This is a genomic window from Serratia sp. Ser99 (genome assembly GCF_024519545.1).
Taxonomy (GTDB): domain Bacteria; phylum Pseudomonadota; class Gammaproteobacteria; order Enterobacterales; family Enterobacteriaceae; genus Serratia; species Serratia liquefaciens.
In genome coordinates this window covers 66,854-88,684 of the sequence record NZ_JALJRT010000002.1, presented here as the reverse complement: position 1 = coordinate 88,684, position 21,831 = coordinate 66,854, and the positions used below count along the sequence as shown (strand labels likewise).

The 21,831-nt window shown below is 55.3% G+C and carries 20 protein-coding genes; 11 read left to right on the top strand and 9 right to left on the bottom strand.

What is annotated here, in order from left to right; translation table 11 throughout:
• Nucleotides 1–15: 15 nt before the first annotated feature.
• On the bottom strand, nucleotides 16–870 hold the full coding sequence (locus NR114_RS04555) for a LysR family transcriptional regulator (protein ID WP_234529176.1): 855 nt from the start codon (nucleotides 868–870) through the stop codon (nucleotides 16–18).
• Between the two features lie 99 nt (nucleotides 871–969).
• Here NR114_RS04555 and gloA point away from each other — a divergent pair, with 99 nt between their 5' ends.
• From gloA to NR114_RS04540, 3 genes are all read left to right on the top strand, one after another.
• The gene (gloA, locus tag NR114_RS04550) at nucleotides 970–1,497 is read left to right on the top strand and encodes a lactoylglutathione lyase (RefSeq protein WP_234529175.1); all 528 of its coding nucleotides are present in this window, start codon (nucleotides 970–972) and stop codon (nucleotides 1,495–1,497) included.
• Nucleotides 1,498–1,681: 184 nt separating this feature from the next.
• On the top strand, nucleotides 1,682–3,616 hold the full coding sequence (locus tag NR114_RS04545) for an exoribonuclease II (protein WP_129940686.1): 1,935 nt from the start codon (nucleotides 1,682–1,684) through the stop codon (nucleotides 3,614–3,616).
• Between the two features lie 228 nt (nucleotides 3,617–3,844).
• The gene (locus NR114_RS04540; RefSeq protein WP_046373400.1) at nucleotides 3,845–5,902 is read left to right on the top strand and encodes a carbon starvation CstA family protein; all 2,058 of its coding nucleotides are present in this window, start codon (nucleotides 3,845–3,847) and stop codon (nucleotides 5,900–5,902) included.
• A 200-nt stretch (nucleotides 5,903–6,102) separates the two neighbouring features.
• Here the strand turns inward: NR114_RS04540 and fsa are convergent, their stop codons facing one another.
• Nucleotides 6,103–6,768 (bottom strand): fructose-6-phosphate aldolase, encoded by a 666-nt coding sequence (fsa, locus tag NR114_RS04535; RefSeq protein WP_234530045.1) that lies wholly within the window; start codon nucleotides 6,766–6,768, stop codon nucleotides 6,103–6,105.
• A gap of 147 nt (nucleotides 6,769–6,915) precedes the next feature.
• Here fsa and NR114_RS04530 point away from each other — a divergent pair, with 147 nt between their 5' ends.
• The 3 genes from NR114_RS04530 to NR114_RS04520 are packed head-to-tail and all read left to right on the top strand — an operon-like array spanning nucleotide 6,916 to nucleotide 11,047.
• The gene (locus NR114_RS04530; protein WP_197821015.1) at nucleotides 6,916–7,815 is read left to right on the top strand and encodes a glycyl-radical enzyme activating protein; all 900 of its coding nucleotides are present in this window, start codon (nucleotides 6,916–6,918) and stop codon (nucleotides 7,813–7,815) included.
• Nucleotides 7,816–7,819: 4 nt separating this feature from the next.
• Nucleotides 7,820–10,252: a formate C-acetyltransferase/glycerol dehydratase family glycyl radical enzyme gene (locus NR114_RS04525; protein ID WP_234530047.1), complete on the top strand. Its 2,433-nt coding sequence runs from the start codon at nucleotides 7,820–7,822 to the stop codon at nucleotides 10,250–10,252.
• A gap of 48 nt (nucleotides 10,253–10,300) precedes the next feature.
• A complete protein-coding gene (locus tag NR114_RS04520) occupies nucleotides 10,301–11,047 on the top strand; it encodes a DNA-binding transcriptional regulator YciT (protein ID WP_048758675.1) in 747 nt (248 codons plus the stop codon).
• A gap of 50 nt (nucleotides 11,048–11,097) precedes the next feature.
• Here the strand turns inward: NR114_RS04520 and araD are convergent, their stop codons facing one another.
• Entirely contained in the window at nucleotides 11,098–11,793 is a 696-nt protein-coding gene (araD, locus tag NR114_RS04515) for an L-ribulose-5-phosphate 4-epimerase (RefSeq protein ID WP_048758672.1), read from the bottom strand.
• Between the two features lie 352 nt (nucleotides 11,794–12,145).
• On the opposite strand from araD, the gene osmB reads away from it, so the two are divergent.
• On the top strand, nucleotides 12,146–12,364 hold the full coding sequence (osmB, locus tag NR114_RS04510; RefSeq protein ID WP_004945176.1) for an osmotically-inducible lipoprotein OsmB: 219 nt from the start codon (nucleotides 12,146–12,148) through the stop codon (nucleotides 12,362–12,364).
• Nucleotides 12,365–12,571: 207 nt separating this feature from the next.
• On the opposite strand, the gene yciH is transcribed toward osmB, so the two are convergent.
• Entirely contained in the window at nucleotides 12,572–12,898 is a 327-nt protein-coding gene (yciH, locus tag NR114_RS04505) for a stress response translation initiation inhibitor YciH (RefSeq protein ID WP_256813651.1), read from the bottom strand.
• 10 nt (nucleotides 12,899–12,908) lie between these two features.
• Nucleotides 12,909–13,637 (bottom strand): orotidine-5'-phosphate decarboxylase, encoded by a 729-nt coding sequence (pyrF, locus tag NR114_RS04500; RefSeq protein ID WP_174574318.1) that lies wholly within the window; start codon nucleotides 13,635–13,637, stop codon nucleotides 12,909–12,911.
• A 328-nt stretch (nucleotides 13,638–13,965) separates the two neighbouring features.
• Between pyrF and NR114_RS04495 the strand changes: the two genes are divergently transcribed.
• Nucleotides 13,966–14,226, top strand: coding sequence for a YdgH/BhsA/McbA-like domain containing protein (locus NR114_RS04495; RefSeq protein WP_048758666.1), 261 nt, complete (start codon nucleotides 13,966–13,968; stop codon nucleotides 14,224–14,226).
• A gap of 170 nt (nucleotides 14,227–14,396) precedes the next feature.
• Entirely contained in the window at nucleotides 14,397–14,693 is a 297-nt protein-coding gene (locus NR114_RS04490; protein WP_115058706.1) for an Arc family DNA-binding protein, read from the top strand.
• A 57-nt stretch (nucleotides 14,694–14,750) separates the two neighbouring features.
• Here NR114_RS04490 and lapB read toward each other — a convergent pair whose 3' ends face one another.
• The 3 genes from lapB to pgpB all read right to left on the bottom strand — a co-directional run bounded on the left by lapB (nucleotide 14,751) and on the right by pgpB (nucleotide 17,285).
• Nucleotides 14,751–15,920 carry a lipopolysaccharide assembly protein LapB gene (gene lapB, locus NR114_RS04485; protein WP_020827126.1) on the bottom strand — a complete coding sequence of 390 codons (1,170 nt, stop codon included), beginning with the start codon at nucleotides 15,918–15,920 and terminating at the stop codon, nucleotides 14,751–14,753.
• Nucleotides 15,921–15,926: 6 nt separating this feature from the next.
• On the bottom strand, nucleotides 15,927–16,229 hold the full coding sequence (locus NR114_RS04480) for a LapA family protein (RefSeq protein ID WP_020827127.1): 303 nt from the start codon (nucleotides 16,227–16,229) through the stop codon (nucleotides 15,927–15,929).
• A gap of 285 nt (nucleotides 16,230–16,514) precedes the next feature.
• Nucleotides 16,515–17,285: a phosphatidylglycerophosphatase B gene (pgpB, locus tag NR114_RS04475; protein WP_020827128.1), complete on the bottom strand. Its 771-nt coding sequence runs from the start codon at nucleotides 17,283–17,285 to the stop codon at nucleotides 16,515–16,517.
• A gap of 278 nt (nucleotides 17,286–17,563) precedes the next feature.
• On the opposite strand from pgpB, the gene ribA reads away from it, so the two are divergent.
• The gene (gene ribA, locus NR114_RS04470; protein ID WP_041415420.1) at nucleotides 17,564–18,157 is read left to right on the top strand and encodes a GTP cyclohydrolase II; all 594 of its coding nucleotides are present in this window, start codon (nucleotides 17,564–17,566) and stop codon (nucleotides 18,155–18,157) included.
• 48 nt (nucleotides 18,158–18,205) lie between these two features.
• Here ribA and acnA read toward each other — a convergent pair whose 3' ends face one another.
• Entirely contained in the window at nucleotides 18,206–20,878 is a 2,673-nt protein-coding gene (gene acnA, locus NR114_RS04465; protein ID WP_256813649.1) for an aconitate hydratase AcnA, read from the bottom strand.
• Nucleotides 20,879–21,224: 346 nt separating this feature from the next.
• Between acnA and NR114_RS04460 the strand changes: the two genes are divergently transcribed.
• Nucleotides 21,225–21,827 (top strand): hypothetical protein, encoded by a 603-nt coding sequence (locus NR114_RS04460; protein WP_256813648.1) that lies wholly within the window; start codon nucleotides 21,225–21,227, stop codon nucleotides 21,825–21,827.
• The last annotated feature ends 4 nt before the right edge of the window (nucleotides 21,828–21,831 follow it).

Sequence of the window (21,831 nt, the reverse complement as noted above, 5' to 3'; positions counted from 1 at the left end):
ATGGATGCACCCGGTTCACGCCGGGTGCATTAACAGATCGAGCGCCGTCTGCAACTCGTCAGAGAGCTGATGGCTGCGCCACACGAAGTACAAATTGCTAACCCCTTCCGCCCCCATTTCTACCACTTTTAACGCCTGCTCAGGCAAGATCATCGGCAGCAAAGACCCCGGAACACAGGCGACGCCACAACCCGCTTTTACGCAGGCTGCCATCGCCGTGTACGACTCCATCTCCAGCGTCATCCGCGGCTTCAGCTGGCGTGAGGCCAACCAGCGATCGATTTTCAGGCGGAAAGAACACTCGCGGCTGAAAGTATAAAACTCTAACTGTGCCAGGGTTGCGGCGTCCAGCTGCGGCACCGAGGCCGGCATCAACAGCACCAGGCGCTCATCAAACGCCGCGCGACTGGCCAGCAGCGGGTGCTCTATCGGCCCGTCGGTCAACGCCAGATCGATCTCGCTGTCAATCAGCATTCGCTCCAGCACCAGCGAGTCTCGGCTCAGCACGTTGACCTGCATGTGGGGCTGGCTGCGGCGCAAGTGAGCGATGCGTGACGGCAGGTGACTGATCAGAGAAAAATCCAGCGCCCCCAGATTCAGCAGGCCCTGCGGTTGCCGACCGGCGAACAATTGTTGGCTGCGGTCTGCCAGCGTCAGGATGTCGACGGCCTGTTGATAGAACTGTCGGCCTTTCGGCGTGACATAGAGCCGGTTTTTATCGCGAAAAAACAACTCGCCGCCAAGTGAGTCTTCTAACTCTTTGATGCGCAACGTGACGTTGGAGGGGACACAGTGCAATTCCCGCGCGGCGGCGGCAATGGTTTTATACTCCACCACGGCGCAGAAAAATCTAAGCTGACTCAGCTTCATGGTTCATTCACTTTTAGTTAGTGTTTTAGTTAAAAACAATCACTTTAGATTAGCATTTATTTGCCCTAGAGTCGTATCGACAACCTAAGAGGGATCCCTATGCCACTGAATGATTTATTGAACCTGCCGGGCGTAACCGCGCAGCCGGAAACCATCACCGACGCCTACGTGTTCAATCACACCATGATCCGCGTGAAGGACTTAACCCAAGCGCTGGACTTTTATACCCGCGTGCTGGGCTTTACCCCGGTGTATCTGGAAACCTTCAATGAAGCCGCGTTTACCATTTGCTACCTGACCCGCAGCCCGCGCGACCAGATCCCACAGGATGACGATGCCCGTAAACGCTGGGTCCTGAGTCAACCGGGTATTTTGGAGCTCACCCATAACCATGGCACCGAGCAGCAGGCTGATTTTCATTACCACAACGGCAACAGTGAGCCGCGTGGCTTTGGCCACCTCTGTGTGACGGTGCCTGACGTGCACGCTGCCTGCGAGCGTTTTGAGCGCCTTGGCGTGAACTTCCAGAAACGTCTGCATGAAGGTCGCATGAATTACGTGGCCTTTATCAAGGATCCTGACGACTACTGGATTGAAATCCTGCAGCCTACGCCGCTACAGAACTGATTTACCCCCGTTTCCCCCCGGCGTTTCGAGCCGGGGTTTTCTTCCCGCCTTTTGAACGCCCAATATTCCATAAAATCGCGCCCCAACGCGGGAAAACCGTGACGTTTGGCTTGCCCGCAGCGGGTGATTCGCGTAAAACTGTCAGCCGCAAATCTTGCCACTCACAACCCATTCACTGGACGATATGTTTCAAGATAACCCGCTGCTGGCGCAGCTTAAACAGCAACTTCACTCTCAGACCCCGCGCGTTGAAGGCGTAGTAAAAGGGACTGAGAAAGGCTTTGGCTTTCTTGAGGTCGACGGTCAAAAAAGCTATTTCATTCCGCCACCGTACATGAAGAAAGTCATGCACGGGGACCGAGTGACCGCAACCCTGCATACCGAGAAAGAACGTGAAATCGCCGAGCCGGAAACCCTGATCGAGCCCTTCCTGTCGCGCTTTGTCGGCCGTGTGCAAAAGCGTGATGACCGTCTGTCCATCGTACCCGATCATCCGTTGCTGAAAGACGCGATCCCTTGCCGTCCGGTGCGTGAACTGAAACATAACTTCCAGGCCGGTGACTGGGCGGTAGCGGAAATGTGCCGCCACCCGCTGAAAGGCGATCGTGGCTTCAATGCCGACCTGACCCAATTTATTACCGACGGCGAAGATCACCTGGCGCCGTGGTGGGTCACGCTGGCCCGTCACAGCCTGGAAAAAGAAGCACCGGAGATGATCGCGATCGATGAGCCGGATGCTTCCGTGCCGCGTGAAGATCTGACCGCTCTGAATTTTGTCACCATCGACAGCGCCAGCACCGAAGATATGGACGATGCGCTGTTTGTGCAGGACAACGGCGACGGCTCGCTGCAATTGACCATCGCCATTGCCGATCCGACCGCTTACGTCGCGCAAGGCAGCCCGCTGGATGAAATCGCCCGCAAGCGCGCCTTTACCAACTACCTGCCAGGTTTCAACATCCCTATGTTGCCGCGCGATCTGTCAGACAACCTGTGTTCACTGCGCCCGAACCAACGCCGTCCGGTGCTGGCTTGCCGCGTGACCATTGGTGCAGACGGCGCATTGGGGGACGATATTCGCTTCTTCGGCGCCGAGATCGAATCAAAAGCCAAACTGGTTTATGACGAAGTCTCCGACTGGCTGGAAGGCATTGCCGGCTGGCAGCCGCCGAGCGATGAAATCGCACAGCAAATCACCCTGCTCAAGCGCGTGTGCGATGCACGTAACGCCTGGCGCCACCAGCATGCTCTGGTATTCAAAGATCGCCCAGACTACCGCTTTGTGCTGGGTGAAAAAGGCGAAGTGCTGGAGATCATCACCGAGCAGCGCCGCACCGCCAACCGCATCGTCGAAGAGTGCATGATTGCTTCCAACGTCTGCGCCGCCATTGTGCTGCGCGACCGTCTGGGCTTTGGCATTTACAACGTGCACACCGGTTTCGATCCGCTGCTGGTTGAGCAAGCCGTAACCGTACTGCAAGCCAACGGCGTTGAAGCCGAAGCCGAGAAGCTGCTGACGCTGGAAGGTTTCTGCGAACTGCGTCGTCACCTGGATTCGCAACCGACCCAGTTCCTCGACAGCCGTATTCGCCGTTCTCAGACGTATGCCGAAATCAGCACTACGCCGGGGCCGCACTTCGGTCTGGGCCTGGAGGCTTACGCCACCTGGACCTCTCCGATCCGTAAATACGGTGATATGGTCAACCACCGCTTGCTGAAAGCCGTTATCACCGGGCAGTCCGCAGAGAAACCGCTGGACGAAGTGACAATCCAACTGGCCGAACGTCGTCGTCTGAACCGGATGGCGGAACGTGACGTCGGCGATTGGCTCTACGCGCGTTACCTCAAGGATAAAGCAGGCACCGATGAACGCTTCAACGCGGAAATCATCGACGTAACCCGCGGCGGCCTGCGCGTTCGTCTGCTGGACAATGGCGCAGTGGCCTTTATCCCGGCGCCCTTCATTCACGCGGTACGTGATGAAATGGTATGCAGCCAGGATACCGGCACGGTGCAGATCAAAGGCGAAGTCGTTTATCGCCAGGGGGATACCCTGCAGGTCACCATCGCCGAAGTGCGTATGGAAACCCGCAGCGTGATCGCCAGACCGGCGGCTTAACCCGCAACATAAACGTTATGCCAGACAAACACCGGACGGGTCTCCCTCCGGTGTTTTTTTATTCCCAGCAACATCCTCATCACCTTGTTTTTACGCTATTACTCAACCGGCTTCACATTTCTCATCCGACCTGCTTCTCTTCGCCTGCAAAACTCCTACTTTTAATTTGTAGCCATTCTCCCTAAGAACACTTCTTTCTTTTTTCTGCACACCAAGGAGTTGTTGAACATGAAAAACGTCAAGTCCGGGATCATCTGGCTGGTGGTGGCGTTGGTCGGTGCATTCGCCTTCGCCATGCTGGCGCTAAGCCGCGGTGAACACGTCAATGCGGTTTGGCTGGTGGTGGCGGCGGTCGCCTGTTACAGCATCGCTTATCGCTTCTACAGTCTGTTTATCGCCAAAAAAGTCTTTGAGCTCGACGACCGCCGCATGACCCCGGCCGAACGTCGCAACGACGGATTGGACTATGTCCCCACCAACAAGTGGGTGTTGTTTGGCCATCACTTTGCCGCCATCGCCGGGGCCGGGCCGCTGGTTGGCCCTATTCTGGCAGCGCAAATGGGCTTTCTGCCCGGCACTATCTGGATCCTGGTCGGGGTAATGCTGGCCGGCGCCGTGCAGGACTTCCTGATCCTGTTCATCTCTACCCGTCGTGACGGTCGTTCGCTGGGTGAAATGGCCAAGCAGGAACTGGGTGCCTTCGCCGGTGTGATCACCATGCTGGGCGCGCTGGGGGTGATGATTATCATTCTGTCCGCGCTGGCGCTGGTGGTGGTTAAAGCCCTGGCCGACAGCCCCTGGGGCTTGTTCACCATCGCTGCAACCATCCCAATCGCCCTGTTTATGGGCGTGTATATGCGTTTTATCCGGCCGGGTAAAATCGCTGAAATCTCGGTGATCGGTTTTGCGCTGATGCTGCTGGCGATCATCTACGGCGGCAACGTGGCGCAAGACCCCTATTGGGGCCCGTTCTTTACGCTGCACGGCACCACGCTGACCTGGGTGTTGGTAATTTACGGCTTTGTTGCTTCGGTGTTGCCGGTGTGGCTGCTGTTGGCACCGCGTGACTATTTGTCCACCTTTATGAAGATTGGCGTCATTATCGGATTGGCTGTAGGTATCGTCTTCGCCATGCCGGAAATGAAAATGCCGGCGGTATCGCGCTTTATCGACGGCAGCGGCCCGGTGTTCGCCGGCTCGCTGTTCCCGTTCCTGTTTATCACCATCGCCTGTGGTTCGATTTCCGGTTTCCATGCGCTGGTTTCCAGCGGTACCACGCCGAAACTGGTGGAGCGCGAGAGCCATATTCGCTTTATCGGTTATGGCGCCATGCTGATGGAGTCCTTCGTGGCTATCATGGCGTTGATTTGCGCGTCGGTGATCGACCCAGGCGTTTACTTCGCCATGAACTCGCCGGCGGCGCTGATCGGCACCACGGTGGAAAATGCCTCTCAGGTGATTAACAGCTGGGGCTTTATGATCACCCCGGAAACCCTGACGATGATTGCCAAGGACGTCGGGGAGCACTCCATCCTGTCGCGCGCCGGCGGCGCCCCGACCTTCGCCGTGGGCATGGCACATATCATTACCGAGGTGTTTAACAGCCGCGCAATGATGGCCTTCTGGTACCACTTCGCCATTCTGTTCGAGGCGCTGTTTATTCTGACCGCCGTCGATGCCGGGACCCGTGCCTGTCGCTTTATGGTGCAGGATCTGGTCGGTGTAGCGATCCCAAGGTTAGCTAACAACCGTTCTTGGTTCGGTAATCTGGCGGGAACCACCGTGGCCGTCGCCGGCTGGGGCTTCTTTGTCTATCAGGGGGTGGTCGATCCGCTCGGCGGCATCAATACGCTGTGGCCGCTGTTCGGTATCGGCAACCAGATGCTGGCCTCGATGGCCTTGATCCTCGGTACCGTGGTGCTGTTCAAAATGAAAAAACAGCGCTATGCCTGGGTGACCATTTTGCCGACCGTCTGGTTGTTTATTACCTCAATGACCGCCGGCTGGCAGAAAATATTCCACGAGAAACCGAGCATCGGCTTCCTGGCGCAGGCGAAGAAATTCTCTGCCGGTATTGAACAAGGCACGCTGATCGCGCCGGCCAAGACGCTGAAGGATATGGAGACCATCGTTTTCAGTAACCAGATTAACGCCGCACTGTGCGCTTTCTTTATGCTGGTGGCGGTAACCATGCTGGTCTCCGCCTTCTTTGTGATCCGTCGCGCGCTGAATGCTAGCCAGCCTACGGCGCAGGAGTCGCCGATCGTCCTGCGTGAAAATGTTTAAATTCAGTTGGTTATAATCAGGGCGCTGCGGCGCCCTCAGACTGCTGACAAACCTGCGAAAAGGCTAAACCGGTAGGGGTCGAACATGTTCGACCCGATTTAACCCATCGATTGTGCTATTGGGCGCAGCATGCAGCGCCCCTACCATTAAACAACAGAGCACTTTGTCAACGGCCTCCCTTTTCTTTGCTTATGCGGCTCTCAGTTCAGCAGATTAGTGCCGAACGCCCCCTGCCAATCTTGCTCGAATTTCTCTACCGCGGCCTGAACCGCCGGTGCCGCAAGGAACTGCTCAGCCACGTCGACCGGCAGAGTGATGGCCTGACAACCCGCCAGCAAGCATTCCAGCGCCTGACGCGGCGTTTTGAAACTGGCCGCCAGCACCCGGGCTACCGGCGCGTGCAGCGTCAGCAATTGCTGCAGCTCGTGAACCATCTCAATGCCGTCACCGCCCTGCGCGTCCAGGCGATTCACGTAAGGGGCCACATACTCAGCCCCCGCCAGCGCCGCCAGCAGTCCCTGACCCGCACCATAAACCGCCGTCCCCAGCGTAGGAATCGACATCGACTTCAGTTTTTTAATCGCTGCCAAGCCTTCTGCGGTCGCCGGTACCTTAACCACCAGCCCAGGCACTCGCTGATGAAGCAACGCCGCTTCCGCCACCATGCGCTCGGCGTCGTTAGCCATCACCTGAGCAAAGAGTTTGCCGGTGCCCCCCAGCGCATCGCGCAGCGCCGGTAACACTTCCCAAATCGGTTTTCCCTCTTTGGCAACGATGCTCGGATTGGTGGTCACACCGTGCAGAGGCAGGATGCGCGCCAGTCGTTTTACTGCGTTCACATCGGCGGTATCGAGATAAAGCTCCATTACGGACTCCTGAATCTTTTGTGGACGAATTCAAACTCTCATCATAGTAGGAACATGCAACGCATTTATATTTGATCGAAATCAAATCAACTTTCATTCGAAACAACTTTAATGACAAAAGAAAAGCAACCGAATGACAGGTGACTCGTGATCTTCAATCTGCAGCGCTATTCCACCCATGATGGTCCAGGCATCCGCAGCGTAGTGTTCCTGAAGGGCTGCTCGTTGGGCTGTCTCTGGTGCCAGAATCCGGAAAGCCGCTCGCGAAAAGCGGATTTGCTGTTCGATCCGCGTTTATGCCTCAGCGGCTGTACCCTGTGCGCCGAAGGCCATCCTCAGGCGATTCAACGAATAGACGACAACCTGCTGATCCAGCGCGAGTTACTCAGCCACGAAGAGTATGCCGCATTAGCCGCCCGTTGCCCAACCGACGCACTCAGCCTGTGCGGCAGCGCAGTAAATATCGACGATATCATGACCGAGGTGCTGCGCGATCGGCCTTTTTATCTGCGCACCGGTGGCGGCCTGACCCTCTCCGGCGGTGAACCCTTCATGCAGCCTGCCGTGGCGGCAGAACTGCTGAAACGAGGCCGTGAGGCCGGCATTCATACCGCGGTGGAATCTTGCATGCATACGCCCTGGTCGCACATAGCACCTTCGCTGCCTTGGCTCGATCTGATGCTGGCGGATTTGAAACACGTCGATGAAAAACGTTTCAAGCAGTGGACCGGCGGCTCCGCCAAACGGGTAATGGAAAACTTCCGCCGCCTGGCAGCCCACGGTACACAAATGACCGTGCGCGTCCCGCTGATCCCCGACTTTAACGCCGATCGCAGTTCAATTCGCGCGATTGTCGATTTCGCCGCCGATGAGGCCGGCGTTACAGAGATTCATTTCTTGCCGTACCACACGTTGGGTATCAACAAATATAACCTGCTCGGCGAGCCATATCACGCGGCCCGCACCCCACTAGATGCCCCTGAACTGCTGGCCTATGCCGAACAGTACGCCGAGGCCAAAGGGCTGACTGCCATTTTGCGAGGATAACACCATGACTAAGCTGGATCTGACCACCCTGTCCGAACGCACCCAGGCTCACAAGAACGCGCTGATCCATATCGTCAAACCGCCGGTTTGCACCGAACGCGCCCAGCACTACACCGAAGCCTATCAGCAGCATCAGGACAAACCCTTGCCGGTTCGTCGGGCACTGGCATTGGCTAACCATTTGGCTAAGCGAACTTTGCGAATCGATAACGACGAGTTGATTATCGGCAACCAGGCCAGCGAATTACGCGCTGCGCCGATTTTCCCCGAATATACCGTCAGTTGGATCGAAGACGAGATTGACCAACTGGCCGACCGTCCGGGCGCCGGTTTCTCAGTCAGCGAAGAGAACAAGGCCATTTTGCATCGGCTATGCCCGTGGTGGCGCGGCCAGACGGTGCAAGATCGCTGCTACGGCATGTTTACCGACGAACAAAAGGCCCTGCTAGCCACCGGTATCATCAAGGCTGAAGGCAATATGACCTCAGGGGATGCCCATCTCGCGGTGAATTTCCCATTACTGTTGGAAAAAGGCCTCGACGGGCTGCGCGAGAAAGTCGATGAACGTCGCAGTCGTATCCGGCTTACCGACTGGGAAGAGTTGCATCAGGAGCAATTCCTGAAGGCAATCGATCTGACCCTGGAAGCGCTGAGCGCGCATATCTTGCGCTTTGCCCAGTTGGCGCGCGACATGGCGCAGACGGAAAACCGTTTGTGGCGGCGTGAAGAGCTGCTGGCCATCGCGGAAAACTGTGAGCTGATTGCCCATCGGCCACCACAAACCTTCTGGCAGGCCCTGCAACTGTGCTACTTCATTCAACTGACGCTACAGATTGAATCCAACGGCCATTCGGTGTCCTTTGGCCGCCTCGACCAATATCTCTACCCCTGGTACCGTCGTGACGTAGAGTTGGAACAGACGTTGCCACGCGAGCGTGCGATTGAAATGCTGCACAGTTGTTGGTTGAAGCTGTTGGAGATCAACAAGATCCGTTCCGGTTCTCACTCCAAAGCCTCGGCAGGCAGTCCTCTGTATCAGAACGTCACTATTGGCGGACAGCAACTGATCAACGGCAAACCCTGCGATGCGGTTAACCCCTTGTCCTATGCCATTCTGGAGTCCTGCGGGCGCTTACGCTCCACCCAGCCTAATCTCAGCGTGCGTTACCATGCAGGAATGAGTAACGACTTCCTCGACGCCTGCGTGCAGGTGATCCGCTGTGGGTTTGGCATGCCAGCCTTTAACAACGATGAAATCGTTATCCCTGAGTTTATCAAACTGGGCGTGGAGCCGCAGGATGCCTATGACTACGCGGCGATCGGCTGTATCGAAACCGCCGTGGGCGGGAAATGGGGTTACCGCTGCACCGGCATGAGCTTTATCAACTTCGCTCGCGTCATGCTGGCGGCACTGGAACAAGGGCGCGATGCGACCTCCGGCAAAATTTTCCTGCCACAAGCAGAGGCGCTCTCGAAGGAAAACTTCGCCGACTTTGAGCAGGTGCTGGGCGCTTGGGACAGCCAGATCCGCTATTACACGCGCAAGTCGATTGAAATTGAATGCGTGGTCGATACCGTATTAGAAGAAAACGCTCACGATATCCTCTGCTCAGCGCTGGTGGATGACTGCATCGAACGCGGCAAAAGTATCAAGCAAGGTGGCGCAAAATACGATTGGGTTTCTGGTCTGCAGGTCGGCATAGCCAACCTGGGCAACAGCCTGGCGGCGGTGCGCAAGCTGGTCTTCGAACAAGGGGTTATTGGCCAACGGCAATTGGCGGCAGCGCTGGAAAATGACTTCGACGGATTGAGCGGCGAACAGTTACGCCAGCGTCTGCTCAACGCCGCTCCAAAATACGGTAACGACGAGGATGAGGTCGATCAACTGCTGGTGCGTGCTTATCAGACTTATATCGACGAACTGAAGCAGTACCACAACACCCGCTTTGGTCGTGGCCCGATAGGCGGCACCTACTACGCCGGAACCTCGTCGATTTCAGCTAACGTGCCCTTTGGCGCGGCTACCCTGGCCACGCCAGACGGCCGTAAAGCGCATACGCCGTTGGCGGAAGGTGCCAGCCCGGCCTCCGGTACCGATCATCTGGGACCGACCGCCGTGTTCAATTCGCTGTCCAAACTGCCCACCGCGTCGATCCTCGGCGGCGTGTTGCTGAATCAGAAACTGAACCCGGCGACGTTGGAGGATCCGCGGGACCGAGAAAAACTGATGTTGATGCTGCGCACCTTCTTTGAGGACTACCAGGGTTGGCACGTGCAATACAACATCGTGTCGCGGGAAACGCTGCTGAAAGCGAAGCAACATCCTGACCAATATCGTGATTTAGTGGTCCGCGTTGCTGGATATTCCGCTTTCTTTACCGCATTATCCCCTGACGCGCAGGATGATATTATTGCGCGAACAGAACATACTATTTAAACAATAAATATTAGCGGCCGCACATTGGTGGCCGCACATCAGGTTGATATGAATTCAAGACAACAGACAATACTTCAATTGGTAAACGATCGCCGGCGTATCAGCGTCAGCGATTTGGCCGCGGCCACCGGCGTTTCAGAAGTGACGATCCGCCAGGATTTGAACCTGCTGGAGAAACGCAGCTACCTGAAACGGGTGCACGGTTCCGCGCTGGCATTAGAAAGCGACGACGTCGATGCGCGCATGATGTCCAACTTCACCCTCAAGCAAAAGCTGGCGCAGTATGCCGCCTCGCTGGTTAACGACGATGAGACCATTTTTATCGAAAGCGGCAGCGCCAACGCGCTGCTGGCGCGTTATATCGCCGAGCGCAAACGCATCACGCTGATCACCGTCAGCCACTATATCGCCAATCTGCTAAAAGAGACGGATTGCGAAGTGATCGTGCTGGGCGGCATGTACCAGAAAAAGAGCGAGACCGTGGTCGGGCCATTAACCCGCCAATGCATTCAGCAAGTGCATTTCAGCAAGGCGTTTATTGGCATCGATGGCTATCATGCGGATACTGGCTTCACCGGCCGCGATATGATGCGCGCCGATGTGGTCAACGCCGTGCTGGCGAAGGGCGTAGAAAATATTGTCCTGACCGACTCGTCAAAATTCGGTCAAATTCAGCCTAATCCGCTGGCCCAGCAGGGCAAGGTTCAGAGGGTAATCACCGATTCGCGGCTGTCGTTGGAGTATCAACACCTGTTGAAGCGCCAGGGAATACAGTTGGATATGGTGAACGACTAGCCTTCAGACGAAACAACGGGAGAGCCGCCGACAGGCGGACCTCCTGATGCTCACTGGCCGTAGTAGGCGTTTTTACCGTGCTTGCGCAGGTAATGTTTGTCCAGCAGGGTTTGCTGCATATTCGCCAGGCCCGGCGACAATTGGCGCGAAAAAATCCCCATATAGGCAATTTCTTCCAACACTACCGCATTATGAACCGCGGTTTCTGCGTTTTCCCCCCAGGTAAAGGGGCCATGAGAATGCACCAGCACGCCCGGCACCGCCGCCGGATTTAACCGGCGCTGGCCAAAGGTTTCGACAATCACTCTGCCGGTCTCCCATTCATAGCGGCCATTAATTTCCTCATCCTGCATCCGTCGGGTACAGGGAATGTCGCCGTAGAAATAGTCGGCGTGCGTTGTGCCCCAGGCCGGAATATCCAACCCGGCCTGCGCCCAAATGGTGGCATGCCGCGAATGGGTGTGCACTATGCCCCCGGCATCGCCAAATTCCAGGTACAGCACGCGGTGGGTATCGCTGTCTGAAGAGGGCTTTTTGTCCCCCTCCACCACCTTGCCGCTTTCCAGTTCCAGCACCACCATATCGTCACGGGTCATCACCCCGTATTCCACCCCCGAGGGTTTGATCACCATCAATCCCTCACGCCGATCGACAGCGCTGACATTCCCCCAGGTGAAGGTCACCAGATGATGGCGTGGCAGCGCCAGATTGGCCTCCAATACCTGCTGCTTGAGATCGTTAAGCATGTTTCTTTCCCGGTTAACCCTGTTGGGAATATTGTCGGCAGGCAGGCTTGGGGGCGGTATGGCGTAAATCGCTAAAGACCGCGTAGTCTTCTGCTGGAAACGGCAATTTGCGCGTTGGGGATTAAATAGCGCGCAATGGACTTTAAGACTATTTACCTGTTTATCGTTCAGCAGAAGCTTATAGTGAATATTGGCGGAGGGAGCGCTCTGGGTGTTTCAATTATTCTGCCTTTAACAAAAAATGCCATTTTTTATAGCGATACTTACTGGGAGCCACTAGCAGGCCGAAATTCGGGTTCATGCCTATACTTAATAGGCACTCCCAGATAGCCAATGCTAAGGAGAAGTCATTATGATGATTATCAATAAACGTTTTGCCACCGCCGCTCTGGCGCTTACTCTGGCGTTTTCACTCAGCGCTTGTTCAAACATGTCCAAACGTGACCGTAACACCGCCATTGGTGCCGGTGCGGGGGCCGTAGGCGGCGCGGTGCTGACCGATGGTAGCGCACTGGGTACGCTCGGCGGGGCTGCGGTGGGGGGCATCATTGGTCATCAGGTAGGTAAATAACCTGTTCGGCCAGTATTCAGATACCTCTGCCGACAGGCTGGCAAAAGCGATATCGCTTTGACGTATTACGCATAATAAAGATTATTTCAGGTCTGTTTTACCTTTCATCGATGGCGGGTTGCCATCAACGGGTTAACGCCCGGCAGCAGTATCCCAGCCATGCCGCAGTATTGCACCGCGGCATGGCCATTCGCTCAGGCGATTCGATTAGCCACCCGCCAGCTTGACCTTCATCCCTTTGGCTTCCAACAGCTGTTTAAGCAGATCCCGCTTATCGCCCTGGATCTCGATCACGCCCTCTTTCACCGAACCGCCGCAGCCGCATTTTTTCTTGAGCTCTGCCGCCAGCTTGTCCAATGCGGCATCATCCAGCTCAACGCCGGTGATCAGGCAAACGCCCTTTCCCTTGCGCCCGCTGGTCTGGCGCTGAATACGCACGATACCGTCGCCCTTTTCACGCGGCGGTTTGACGTCTTCCTGCTTGATACGCCCGCTATCGGTGGAATACACCAGCCGGCTGTTATCGTTGTTCATTGTCGTCTCCTTAAGCCAGAGAAGCGCGGATCGCACTTAGCGTAGCAGCGGGATCGGCGGATTGGGTGATCGGGCGCCCAATCACCATATAATCAACGCCAGCCGCTTGCGCCTGTACCGGCGTCATGATGCGTCGCTGATCGCCGGCGTCGCTGCCTTCAGGACGGATACCCGGCGTCACCAATTGGAATTGTTGACCACAGGCAGTTTTGAGACGCTCGGCTTCGTGCGCTGAACAAACTACGCCATCCAACCCACAATCGCGGGTCAGACGTGCCAAGCGCTCTGCATGCTCGGCCGGAGAAAGCTCGATACCGATGCCACGCAGATCTTCTGCTTCCATGCTGGTCAGCACGGTGACGGCGATCAGCAACGGGGCCTGAGCGCCATAGGGTAGCAATGCTTCTTTCGCTGCGGTCATCATGCGTGCACCACCGCTGGCATGCACGTTCACCATCCATACACCCAACTCGGCCGCCGCAGCAACGGCACGGGCGGTGGTGTTGGGAATGTCATGGAATTTCAAATCCAGGAACACGTCGAAACCACGCGAGTGTAAATCGCGCACCAGTTGCGGCCCAAACAGGGTGAACATTTCCTTGCCCACTTTTAACCGGCAGTCCTGCGGATCAATACGATCGGCAAATGCCAGTGCCGCGCCAATATCTGCGTAATCCAGCGCAACGATGATCGGAGATGATTTTAAGTCATTGTTATTGATGTTATTTTCAGACTTCATTTCTTCTACCTTCTGTAAAATGGACATAAATAGGTAATAACCCGCCAAACTGACCGCCGCATTCTACATGCCGGCCGACAGAAATCCCAGCCGCAGCGCGCTCTGCGCTTAAGTAATGTTATCCCCTCGTACGTCATCAAGCGTCAATAACCCCTGACCGCCCTTAACCCAGCCTGCGTAAACCGCCGTAAAGATGCGTAAATTATAAATCAAATAATTTGAACAACATACTCAGCATTATCAGATTTTAAATCCCTACGGATGCTTTATTATTCAACACATCGGAAGCATACGCCTTCCAACCTAAACAAACAGACTGGAGTCTCTCATGAAAAGCATCAAATATTTTGCAGCAGCAGCCGTTATCGCCATGACCTCTTTCGCTACCTTCGCCGCTGAACCGGTGGATCAGCAACAGGCCAGCAGCCTGACCGCTTCAGGCGTCGTTTCCGCCGGTCATGCCACTACCCTGAGTGGCCTGGAAGCCAAACTGGCCGCTAAAGCCGACGCCCAAGGCGCCAGCAGCTACCGCATCATTTCTGCCGGTGGTAACAACATGCTGAGTGGTACCGCAGTTATCTACAAATAAGCTATTAGGTATAGGGCCCGGCACGCCGGGCTTTACTTTATTTCCCCCGCCAGATCGTTCGCTATTCCCGCACTGCAATGTTACAAAAATATTAAATTTTTATTACACACTAGACTCTCTCCCCATAGTGGCTTAGCTTGAAGGCAATCCTCCCGCAGAAAGGCTTCAAAATGAGCGAGATATCTACATTAACCATTAAAATTCCTCTGGAACTCAAAGAAAAAATTCGTGCCATTGCTGCCGATAATCAACTCTCTCTGAGTGCCGAGGTTTGCCAGCGTCTAGAAAGCAGCTTCGATCTTCCGACCAAAGCGGAAAAACCGGCTAAAAAAGCAGCCGAGTTGCATCATGGCGAAATCGATAATCAGGGGATTGAAGAAGAAGTTGAGCAACCGCTGAATCAGAAAGAGTTGAAGAAGCTGCGTCAGCTGTTGAAAGGTAGCGCGAAGACCGGCAAGAAAAAATAAGTCGGTTTAGTGATCATAAGAAAACGGGGCCTGATTAGGCCCCGTTTTTTATTGTCGCTATTGTCCGTCCAACCCGCGGATCGGCTTAACCGATGACCAGGCCCGACATGACGGGCAATGCCAATACAGCGAGTGAGCGGTAAAACCGCATTTATGACAGCGGTAGCGCGGTTTGGTACGAATTTGCTCGCCGACCATATCGCGCAGCAGTAACAGACTCTCTTTGGCACGACCATCTTCCGCATCCGCCAGGTGATAATCCATCAGGCGGTAAAATACTCGCATGGTCGGGTGGCGCTGTAGCTGCCGGTTGATATACACCTGCACCACGTCACGCCCTTCATGCTGCTCAATTATTTCCGCCAGCATCAGTTCTGCAGTAGCGCCGGTATTCTCTTCCACGCAGCGCTTGAGAAAGTCCGCCCAACCCTGCTGCTGTTCCAGATGCTGGTAACACTCTTGCAGCATCGGGAGGGTTTCGCTCACCAGTTCTTTATCCTGATTCAGCACGCGCTGTAGCGACTCAACCGCCTTGGCGTACTCACCCTGGGCCATATAAATACGTCCCACCATGATAGATACACGCGCACACTGATTGTCGGCGGAAGCCGCGCGTTTCAACAATCCCATCGCTTTATCGAGATCGTCGCTGCCCATCGCCTGCAAGGCCAGTTCGCAATAGAAATGTGCGATCTCGACGCGCTGTTTGTCTTTGCCTAATTTGACCAGTTTTTCCGCCACGTCGATGGCTTTCAACCAGTCGCTGGTGGCCTGATGGATAGCCAACAGCTGCTGTAGCGCAGAAAGACGGAAATCCTCTTCGCCAACCAGTTGGCCAAACATGTCTTCGGCACGATCGTACATGCCAGCGGCCATGTAGTCGCGGCCCAGCTGTTGCACGGCCAGCAAACGTTGTTCGAAGGTCAGGGAAGCGCTTTCCATCAGCGCCTGGTGGATGCGTATAGCGCGGTCGACTTCACCACGCGAACGGAACAGGTTACCCAGCGTCAGGTGGGCTTCAACGGTGTTGCTGTCCTCTTTCAACATATCAAGGAACAGATCGACCGCTTTATCCTGCTGGTTGGAGAGCAGGAAGTTAACCCCGGCCACGTACTCGCGCGACAGACGGTTGGCTTCCTGTTGTTTATCCTGTTGAGCACTTCTGCGCCCCATGTACCATCCGTACGCGGCAGCCACGGGCAGCAACAGAAACAGCAGCTCTAACATAGAAGATTATTCCTTGCTGACAACGGACTGAGCTGCCGGCTCAGCAGGTTGTTCAAGCTGCAGTTCCAGCCTTTTGATTTTGCGTTCGGCACGCCCCAGCGCAATGCGGGTACGCAGATAAAACAGGCCGCAAATGACCCAACCGAGAACAAAACCGGCGCCAAACAACGCCGCCAACAGAGTCGATACGCGATAGTCGCCCTGCGCAACCAGATAGTTAAAACTCACCACCTGATCGTTATGCGCGCCCAACGTGACAGAAATCACGAAGATCACCAGAACCAACAAAAAAATCAGCAAATATTTCACATTCTTTCCCGCGATGCCGAGTTAATCGGATGAACTATGCCAATACGTGGCGTCCCTAACTAATAAGTTAGCATTTCCCGTCGTAGCAGGGAAACCCTGCGGCACGATAAAACCATATATGCTGGCATATTCGACAGTAAACGGCACTCCCGAACAAATTAATGAGAAAGCTTCTCAAAATAATGGATTAATAAAGATATGGGGGCGTTAATGCGAATTGCAATGAAGTGCTATGTAAGTGGTTAATACGGCGCCATCCTGACGCCGCAAAAGTGACATGGTCACCTAGTTTTTGTCAGACAGAGTTCTTTCTGCGATTTCCTGTTGCTCTTGCGGTGGTGGCGTCAACGGCCCGAACCAGCGTTGCACCAGCCAACAGGCCAGGGTGACCAGCAACCAGCTAATCAAGGTCGCCACCGCCAGATCACGTGGCCAATGCATCCCCAGCAACAAACGGCTCCCCATCACCCCTACTGCCCAAACCATCAGTATCGCCACGGTCTTGTAGTGCCTACGCGGCCACAGCAACCCCACGCCCAGCAGCGCCCAACTGGCGGCAAACATGGTATGGCCCGAAGGAAACGCAAAACCGGTCTCAAACTGCCAATGTTCGCGCAACCATACAGGCACCAGCGGTTGGTCCTGCAGTTGCTCTTTGACCAACGCCCCCCGCTCTTTGCGCTTGAGTGAGTAAAAGTACTTTTCATCAATCTGATGGGCTGATTCCAGCCACAGCACGAAAGGCCGTGGCTCTTGTACCCGGTCCTTGATAAAGGACTTCACGCCCTGGCCAATCATTATCGACGCGCTGAGCAGCACCAGCAGGCCAATGGCCGGCTTGATGCGAAAACGCAGGCACCACAGGAACCAGGCGCAAAGAATGATATTGGTGATAATGCCCCAGGGGGAAGTGACCGTTTCGGTCAGCCAGTACAGACCTTTCAGAAGGCGTCCGTCGCCCCCCGGTTGCCATTGCCAGCCGGAAAGCCACACCGCCAAAGGCATCAGCAGCAGAACTATGGCACCTGCCGCCGTGCGTTTTGCTATCTCAAACATTCCTATCGTCCTTTGCTTAAGCCAATTTGCAGTGTAACAATCTTGTAATATCGATAACACTCTAAAAATTAAACAGATAAAAAACCTATCGCAATAATAGTTGGCTGAAAACGCCGGATGCTGGTTTGCTGAGCACCGCAGGGCAAGAAGTTATGGCAAAATAGCCGATAATTAACGAAATGCCGATCGTCGTTGCGCATTTTAATACTGGTCAGTTCACCGTACCGGAAGTAGGATGCGCAACCATGATTGAATCGGATGTATTTGTGGAGAGCAACATGCAGCTTAAACGGGTGGCAGAGGCCAAATTGCCAACACCTTGGGGCGATTTCCTGATGGTAGGATTCGAAGAACTGGCTACCGGACACGACCATTTGGCGCTGGTGTTCGGTGATATTTCTGGCGCGACGCCGGTACTCTCACGCGTACATTCTGAGTGTCTGACCGGTGATGCATTATTCAGCCTGCGCTGCGACTGCGGTTTTCAGTTGGAAGCTGCGCTGGAGCATATCGCAGAGGAAGGTCGCGGTATCCTGCTCTACCATCGTCAGGAAGGTCGCAATATCGGTTTGCTGAATAAAATCCGCGCTTATGCATTGCAGGACAAAGGCGCGGATACGGTAGAGGCCAATCATCAGTTGGGCTTTGCCGCCGATGAGCGCGACTTCACCCTGTGCGCCGACATGTTCAAGCTGTTGGGCGTGGATGCGGTACGCTTGCTGACCAACAACCCGAAAAAGGTTGAGATCCTGACGGAAGCCGGCATCAACATCACCGAGCGCGTGCCGCTGATCGTTGGCCGCAACCCGAAAAACGAGCGTTACCTGGCCACCAAGGCAGCCAAAATGGGCCATTTGCTGGACCAGAAGTAATTTCCCTGCGGGAAAAAATCAGGGCGCCGAATAAGGCGCCCTTTTTTATTACAGCATTTTCCTGATCACATAGTGCAGGATACCGTCGTTTTCATAGTAAGTGAGCTCGTTGCCAGTATCGATACGACAACGGGTATTCACCACTTCCTTGCGCCCGTCGGCATAGATGATATGTACCGGCACCGTCTGCCCCGGCTGCAGCGTTTGCAGCCCACTGACGCTGATCTGCTCGTCACCGCTCAACCCCAGCGTTTTGCGCGTCACGCCTGCCGGGAATTCCAGCGGCAGAATGCCCATCCCAATCAGGTTAGAACGGTGAATACGCTCAAAGGACTCGGCAATCACCACCCGAACACCCAGCAACCGCGGCCCCTTCGCCGCCCAGTCACGGCTGGAGCCTGAACCGTATTCTTTACCGGCAATCACCGCCAACGGCACGCCTTCTTGTTGATACTGCATGGCGGCGTCATAGATCGACAGCTGATTCTGCGACGGAATATGGCGCGTGTAGCCCCCCTCAACACCCGGCACCATTTCGTTACGAATACGGATATTGGCAAAGGTGCCGCGCATCATCACTTCATGGTTACCACGGCGAGAGCCGTAGGAGTTAAAGTCCTGCGCCGCAACACCATGATCGCTCAGATAACGTCCCGCTGGACTGTCACGCTTGATATTCCCCGCTGGAGAGATATGGTCGGTGGTCACCGAGTCGGCCAGGATCGCCAGAATACGCGCATCTTTGATGTCCCGTACCGGGTCCGGCTTCACCTTCATGGTGCTGAAGAATGGCGGATGACGGATATAGGTGGAATCCGCCTGCCATTGATAAGTGGCCGAGCCGGTAACCTGAATCGACTGCCAGTTGGCGTCACCGTCAAATACCGCGCCGTATTCCTTATGGAACATCTCAGTGCGAACTTCTTCCACCGCCTGGGCAATATCTTTGCTGCTCGGCCAGATATCCTTCAGATAGACCGGCTGCCCGTCGTGACCTTCGCCCAGAGGCTCTTTGGTCAGATCAATCTTCATGCTGCCGGCCAGCGCATAAGCGACCACCAGCGGCGGTGAAGCCAACCAGTTGGTTTTGACCAGCGGATGGATACGGCCTTCAAAGTTACGGTTGCCGGATAGCACCGCCCCTACGGTCAAATCACCCTCTTTAATCGCCTGCTCAATCGGATCAGGCAATGGCCCGGAGTTACCGATACAGGTGGTACAGCCGTAACCGACCAGATTAAAACCGAGTTCCTCCAGGTAGGCGGTCAGTTTGGCGCTGTCAAAATAGTCAGTCACCACTTTGGACCCCGGTGCCAACGAGGTTTTCACCCAAGGCTTGGTTCGCAAACCTTTGTTAACCGCGTTCTTCGCCAATAGGCCGGCTGCCATCATTACGCTGGGGTTCGAGGTATTGGTGCAAGAAGTAATGGCCGCGATAACCACCGCGCCGTTATGCAGCTCATGCTGCTGTTGGTTCAAAGTGAAGGTTTTGAATTCGGACTTGCGATGCTGATTGCCGATCTCGAGCTCGGTCGCGGCGTTGAACGCCTTAGGCACGTCCGGCAGCGCGACGCGATCCTGAGGGCGCTTCGGCCCTGCCAGGCTGGCGACCACCGTCGACATATCCAACGCCAGCGTGCTGGTAAAGACCGGTTCATCGCCCGGGTTACGCCACATGCCTTGCGCTTTGGCATAGGCTTCTACCAGTGCGATTTGCTCGTCGCTACGGCCACTGAGCTTCATGTAACCCAGCGTCACTTCGTCCACCGGGAAGAAGCCGCAGGTCGCGCCAAACTCTGGCGACATGTTGGCAATGGTTGCCCGGTCGGCCAACGGTAGGTCTGCCAGGCCGTCACCATAAAACTCGACAAATTTCCCCACCACGCCGTGTTTGCGCAGCATTTGGGTCACGGTCAACACCAGATCGGTGGCGGTAATGCCTTCGCTCAGCTTACCGGTCAGTTTAAAGCCCACCACGTCAGGGATCAGCATAGACACCGGTTGACCCAACATCGCCGCTTCGGCTTCAATACCGCCCACACCCCAGCCCAGAATGCCCAGACCGTTGATCATGGTGGTGTGAGAATCGGTACCGACCAGGGTATCCGGGTAAGCGATACGCTGCCCGCTCTCGTCCGTATGCCATACGGTTTGGCCGAGATACTCCAGGTTGACCTGGTGGCAGATACCGGTGCCCGGCGGCACAACGCGGAAGCGGTTAAAAGCTTTTTGCCCCCAACGCAGGAAGGTGTAACGCTCGTGGTTGCGCTCCATTTCAATGCGCACGTTTTCTTCAAAAGCGTCGTCATCGCCGAACTCATCAACGGTGACCGAGTGGTCAATCACCAAATCGACCGGTGACAGCGGGTTGACCTGGTCAACGTTCCCGCCTAACCGCTGCACCGCTTCACGCATCGCAGCCAAATCTACGACCGCTGGCACACCGGTAAAATCCTGCATCAGCACGCGGGCCGGACGGTAGGCAATCTCACGATCGGCATGGCCCGTTTGCAACCAGCCAACAATAGCTTTCAGATCGTCAACCTGCACGGTGTCGCCATCCACATGGCGCAGCAAGTTTTCCAACAGTACTTTCATTGATTTTGGCAGTCGGTCGATGTTGCCCAACTGTTTTGCCGCCAATGGCAGGCTGTAATAGCCGTACTCAGTATTGAGTGCCACCAGCTTATCCATACTCGTTTCACGAAGATCGGACGACATAGCTCCTCCATTTCTTATTATGTCTAAAACAGGGTAATCACTGAGGTCTTATTTAAAGATAACACAAAGATGACGTAACGTTTTGATAACAACACGTTTTGATCATAACGATAGGCAATAACAATCAATGAAGGTAAGTGCTTGTTAGGTCTGCGGATTAGTCTAAGAATGGCAGCTAACTGGTCGGACATGCGTCGATGGCAGTGCAAAAGCAAAGGTTTCATCATCACACTAGTGGGAACATAGCGCGCAATGCCAGTATAGTATCGTTCGACAATGCCCCCGCGTCCCGACCTCCGTTGGCGCGGCGACGGATGGCTAACAACTTGAGCTTAAGGAGCGCGCAGTGGCATTTTTGGGGTTCGTCAGTGAACGGCAGTGTCGTGGCTGGCAAGATGCTTCGGCTTATCTTCCCGCGTTCAGTTTTTACGAAAGACATCAGTCAGAGGCTATTGATGCTGCACCCGAAGCCATTATTCAAGCGGTGTTATCACTGGATATGGCGGAAGACCCGATCATCCGCAGGCTGCTGATGCTACGCCAACTGCCGGGCACGGTGCGCCAACGGCTCTTCAAAACCGAGCTTACTACGCCGCCAGCGGCCTTTGGCTTCGACACCTTTACCCTGCTCCATCAGGACAGCCATGAAGTCTCGCTGGGGCTGGCCGGGCGTTTTTGGCGGCCTATGTTGGGCGTCAATAAACTGGCAACTGCAGAGGATTTTCACCAATTTAACGACCAGAAAGCCGCAAAACTGGTGCTGCGTTTTAAGGTTATCCCGGAGGCTTCCGGGCTCGCTATGCTGCGTACCGAAACCTTTATCTGGTGCCCGACATCGCAGGTTAAAGCGCGGCTTGCCGGCTATTGGGCGATGATCCGTCCCGCCAGCGGGTGGATTCGACGGCGCACCCTGCTTTCAGTACAGCGTAAACTGGCAAAAGGCGGTTAACAGA

Coding starts and splice junctions, on each gene's coding strand:
- acnA (WP_256813649.1), bottom strand. CDS start 20,878: ATGTCGTCCGATCTTCGTGAAACGAGTATGGATAAGCTGGTGGCACTC.
- NR114_RS04555 (WP_234529176.1), bottom strand. CDS start 870: ATGAAGCTGAGTCAGCTTAGATTTTTCTGCGCCGTGGTGGAGTATAAA.
- gloA (WP_234529175.1), top strand. CDS start 970: ATGCCACTGAATGATTTATTGAACCTGCCGGGCGTAACCGCGCAGCCG.
- araD (WP_048758672.1), bottom strand. CDS start 11,793: ATGCTTAACGATCTCAAGCAGCAGGTATTGGAGGCCAATCTGGCGCTG.
- NR114_RS04520 (WP_048758675.1), top strand. CDS start 10,301: ATGAATTCAAGACAACAGACAATACTTCAATTGGTAAACGATCGCCGG.
- pgpB (WP_020827128.1), bottom strand. CDS start 17,285: ATGTTTGAGATAGCAAAACGCACGGCGGCAGGTGCCATAGTTCTGCTG.
- lapB (WP_020827126.1), bottom strand. CDS start 15,920: ATGTTAGAGCTGCTGTTTCTGTTGCTGCCCGTGGCTGCCGCGTACGGA.
- osmB (WP_004945176.1), top strand. CDS start 12,146: ATGATGATTATCAATAAACGTTTTGCCACCGCCGCTCTGGCGCTTACT.
- NR114_RS04525 (WP_234530047.1), top strand. CDS start 7,820: ATGACTAAGCTGGATCTGACCACCCTGTCCGAACGCACCCAGGCTCAC.
- NR114_RS04495 (WP_048758666.1), top strand. CDS start 13,966: ATGAAAAGCATCAAATATTTTGCAGCAGCAGCCGTTATCGCCATGACC.
- NR114_RS04540 (WP_046373400.1), top strand. CDS start 3,845: ATGAAAAACGTCAAGTCCGGGATCATCTGGCTGGTGGTGGCGTTGGTC.
- fsa (WP_234530045.1), bottom strand. CDS start 6,768: ATGGAGCTTTATCTCGATACCGCCGATGTGAACGCAGTAAAACGACTG.
- NR114_RS04545 (WP_129940686.1), top strand. CDS start 1,682: ATGTTTCAAGATAACCCGCTGCTGGCGCAGCTTAAACAGCAACTTCAC.
- yciH (WP_256813651.1), bottom strand. CDS start 12,898: ATGAACAACGATAACAGCCGGCTGGTGTATTCCACCGATAGCGGGCGT.
- ribA (WP_041415420.1), top strand. CDS start 17,564: ATGCAGCTTAAACGGGTGGCAGAGGCCAAATTGCCAACACCTTGGGGC.
- NR114_RS04490 (WP_115058706.1), top strand. CDS start 14,397: ATGAGCGAGATATCTACATTAACCATTAAAATTCCTCTGGAACTCAAA.
- pyrF (WP_174574318.1), bottom strand. CDS start 13,637: ATGAAGTCTGAAAATAACATCAATAACAATGACTTAAAATCATCTCCG.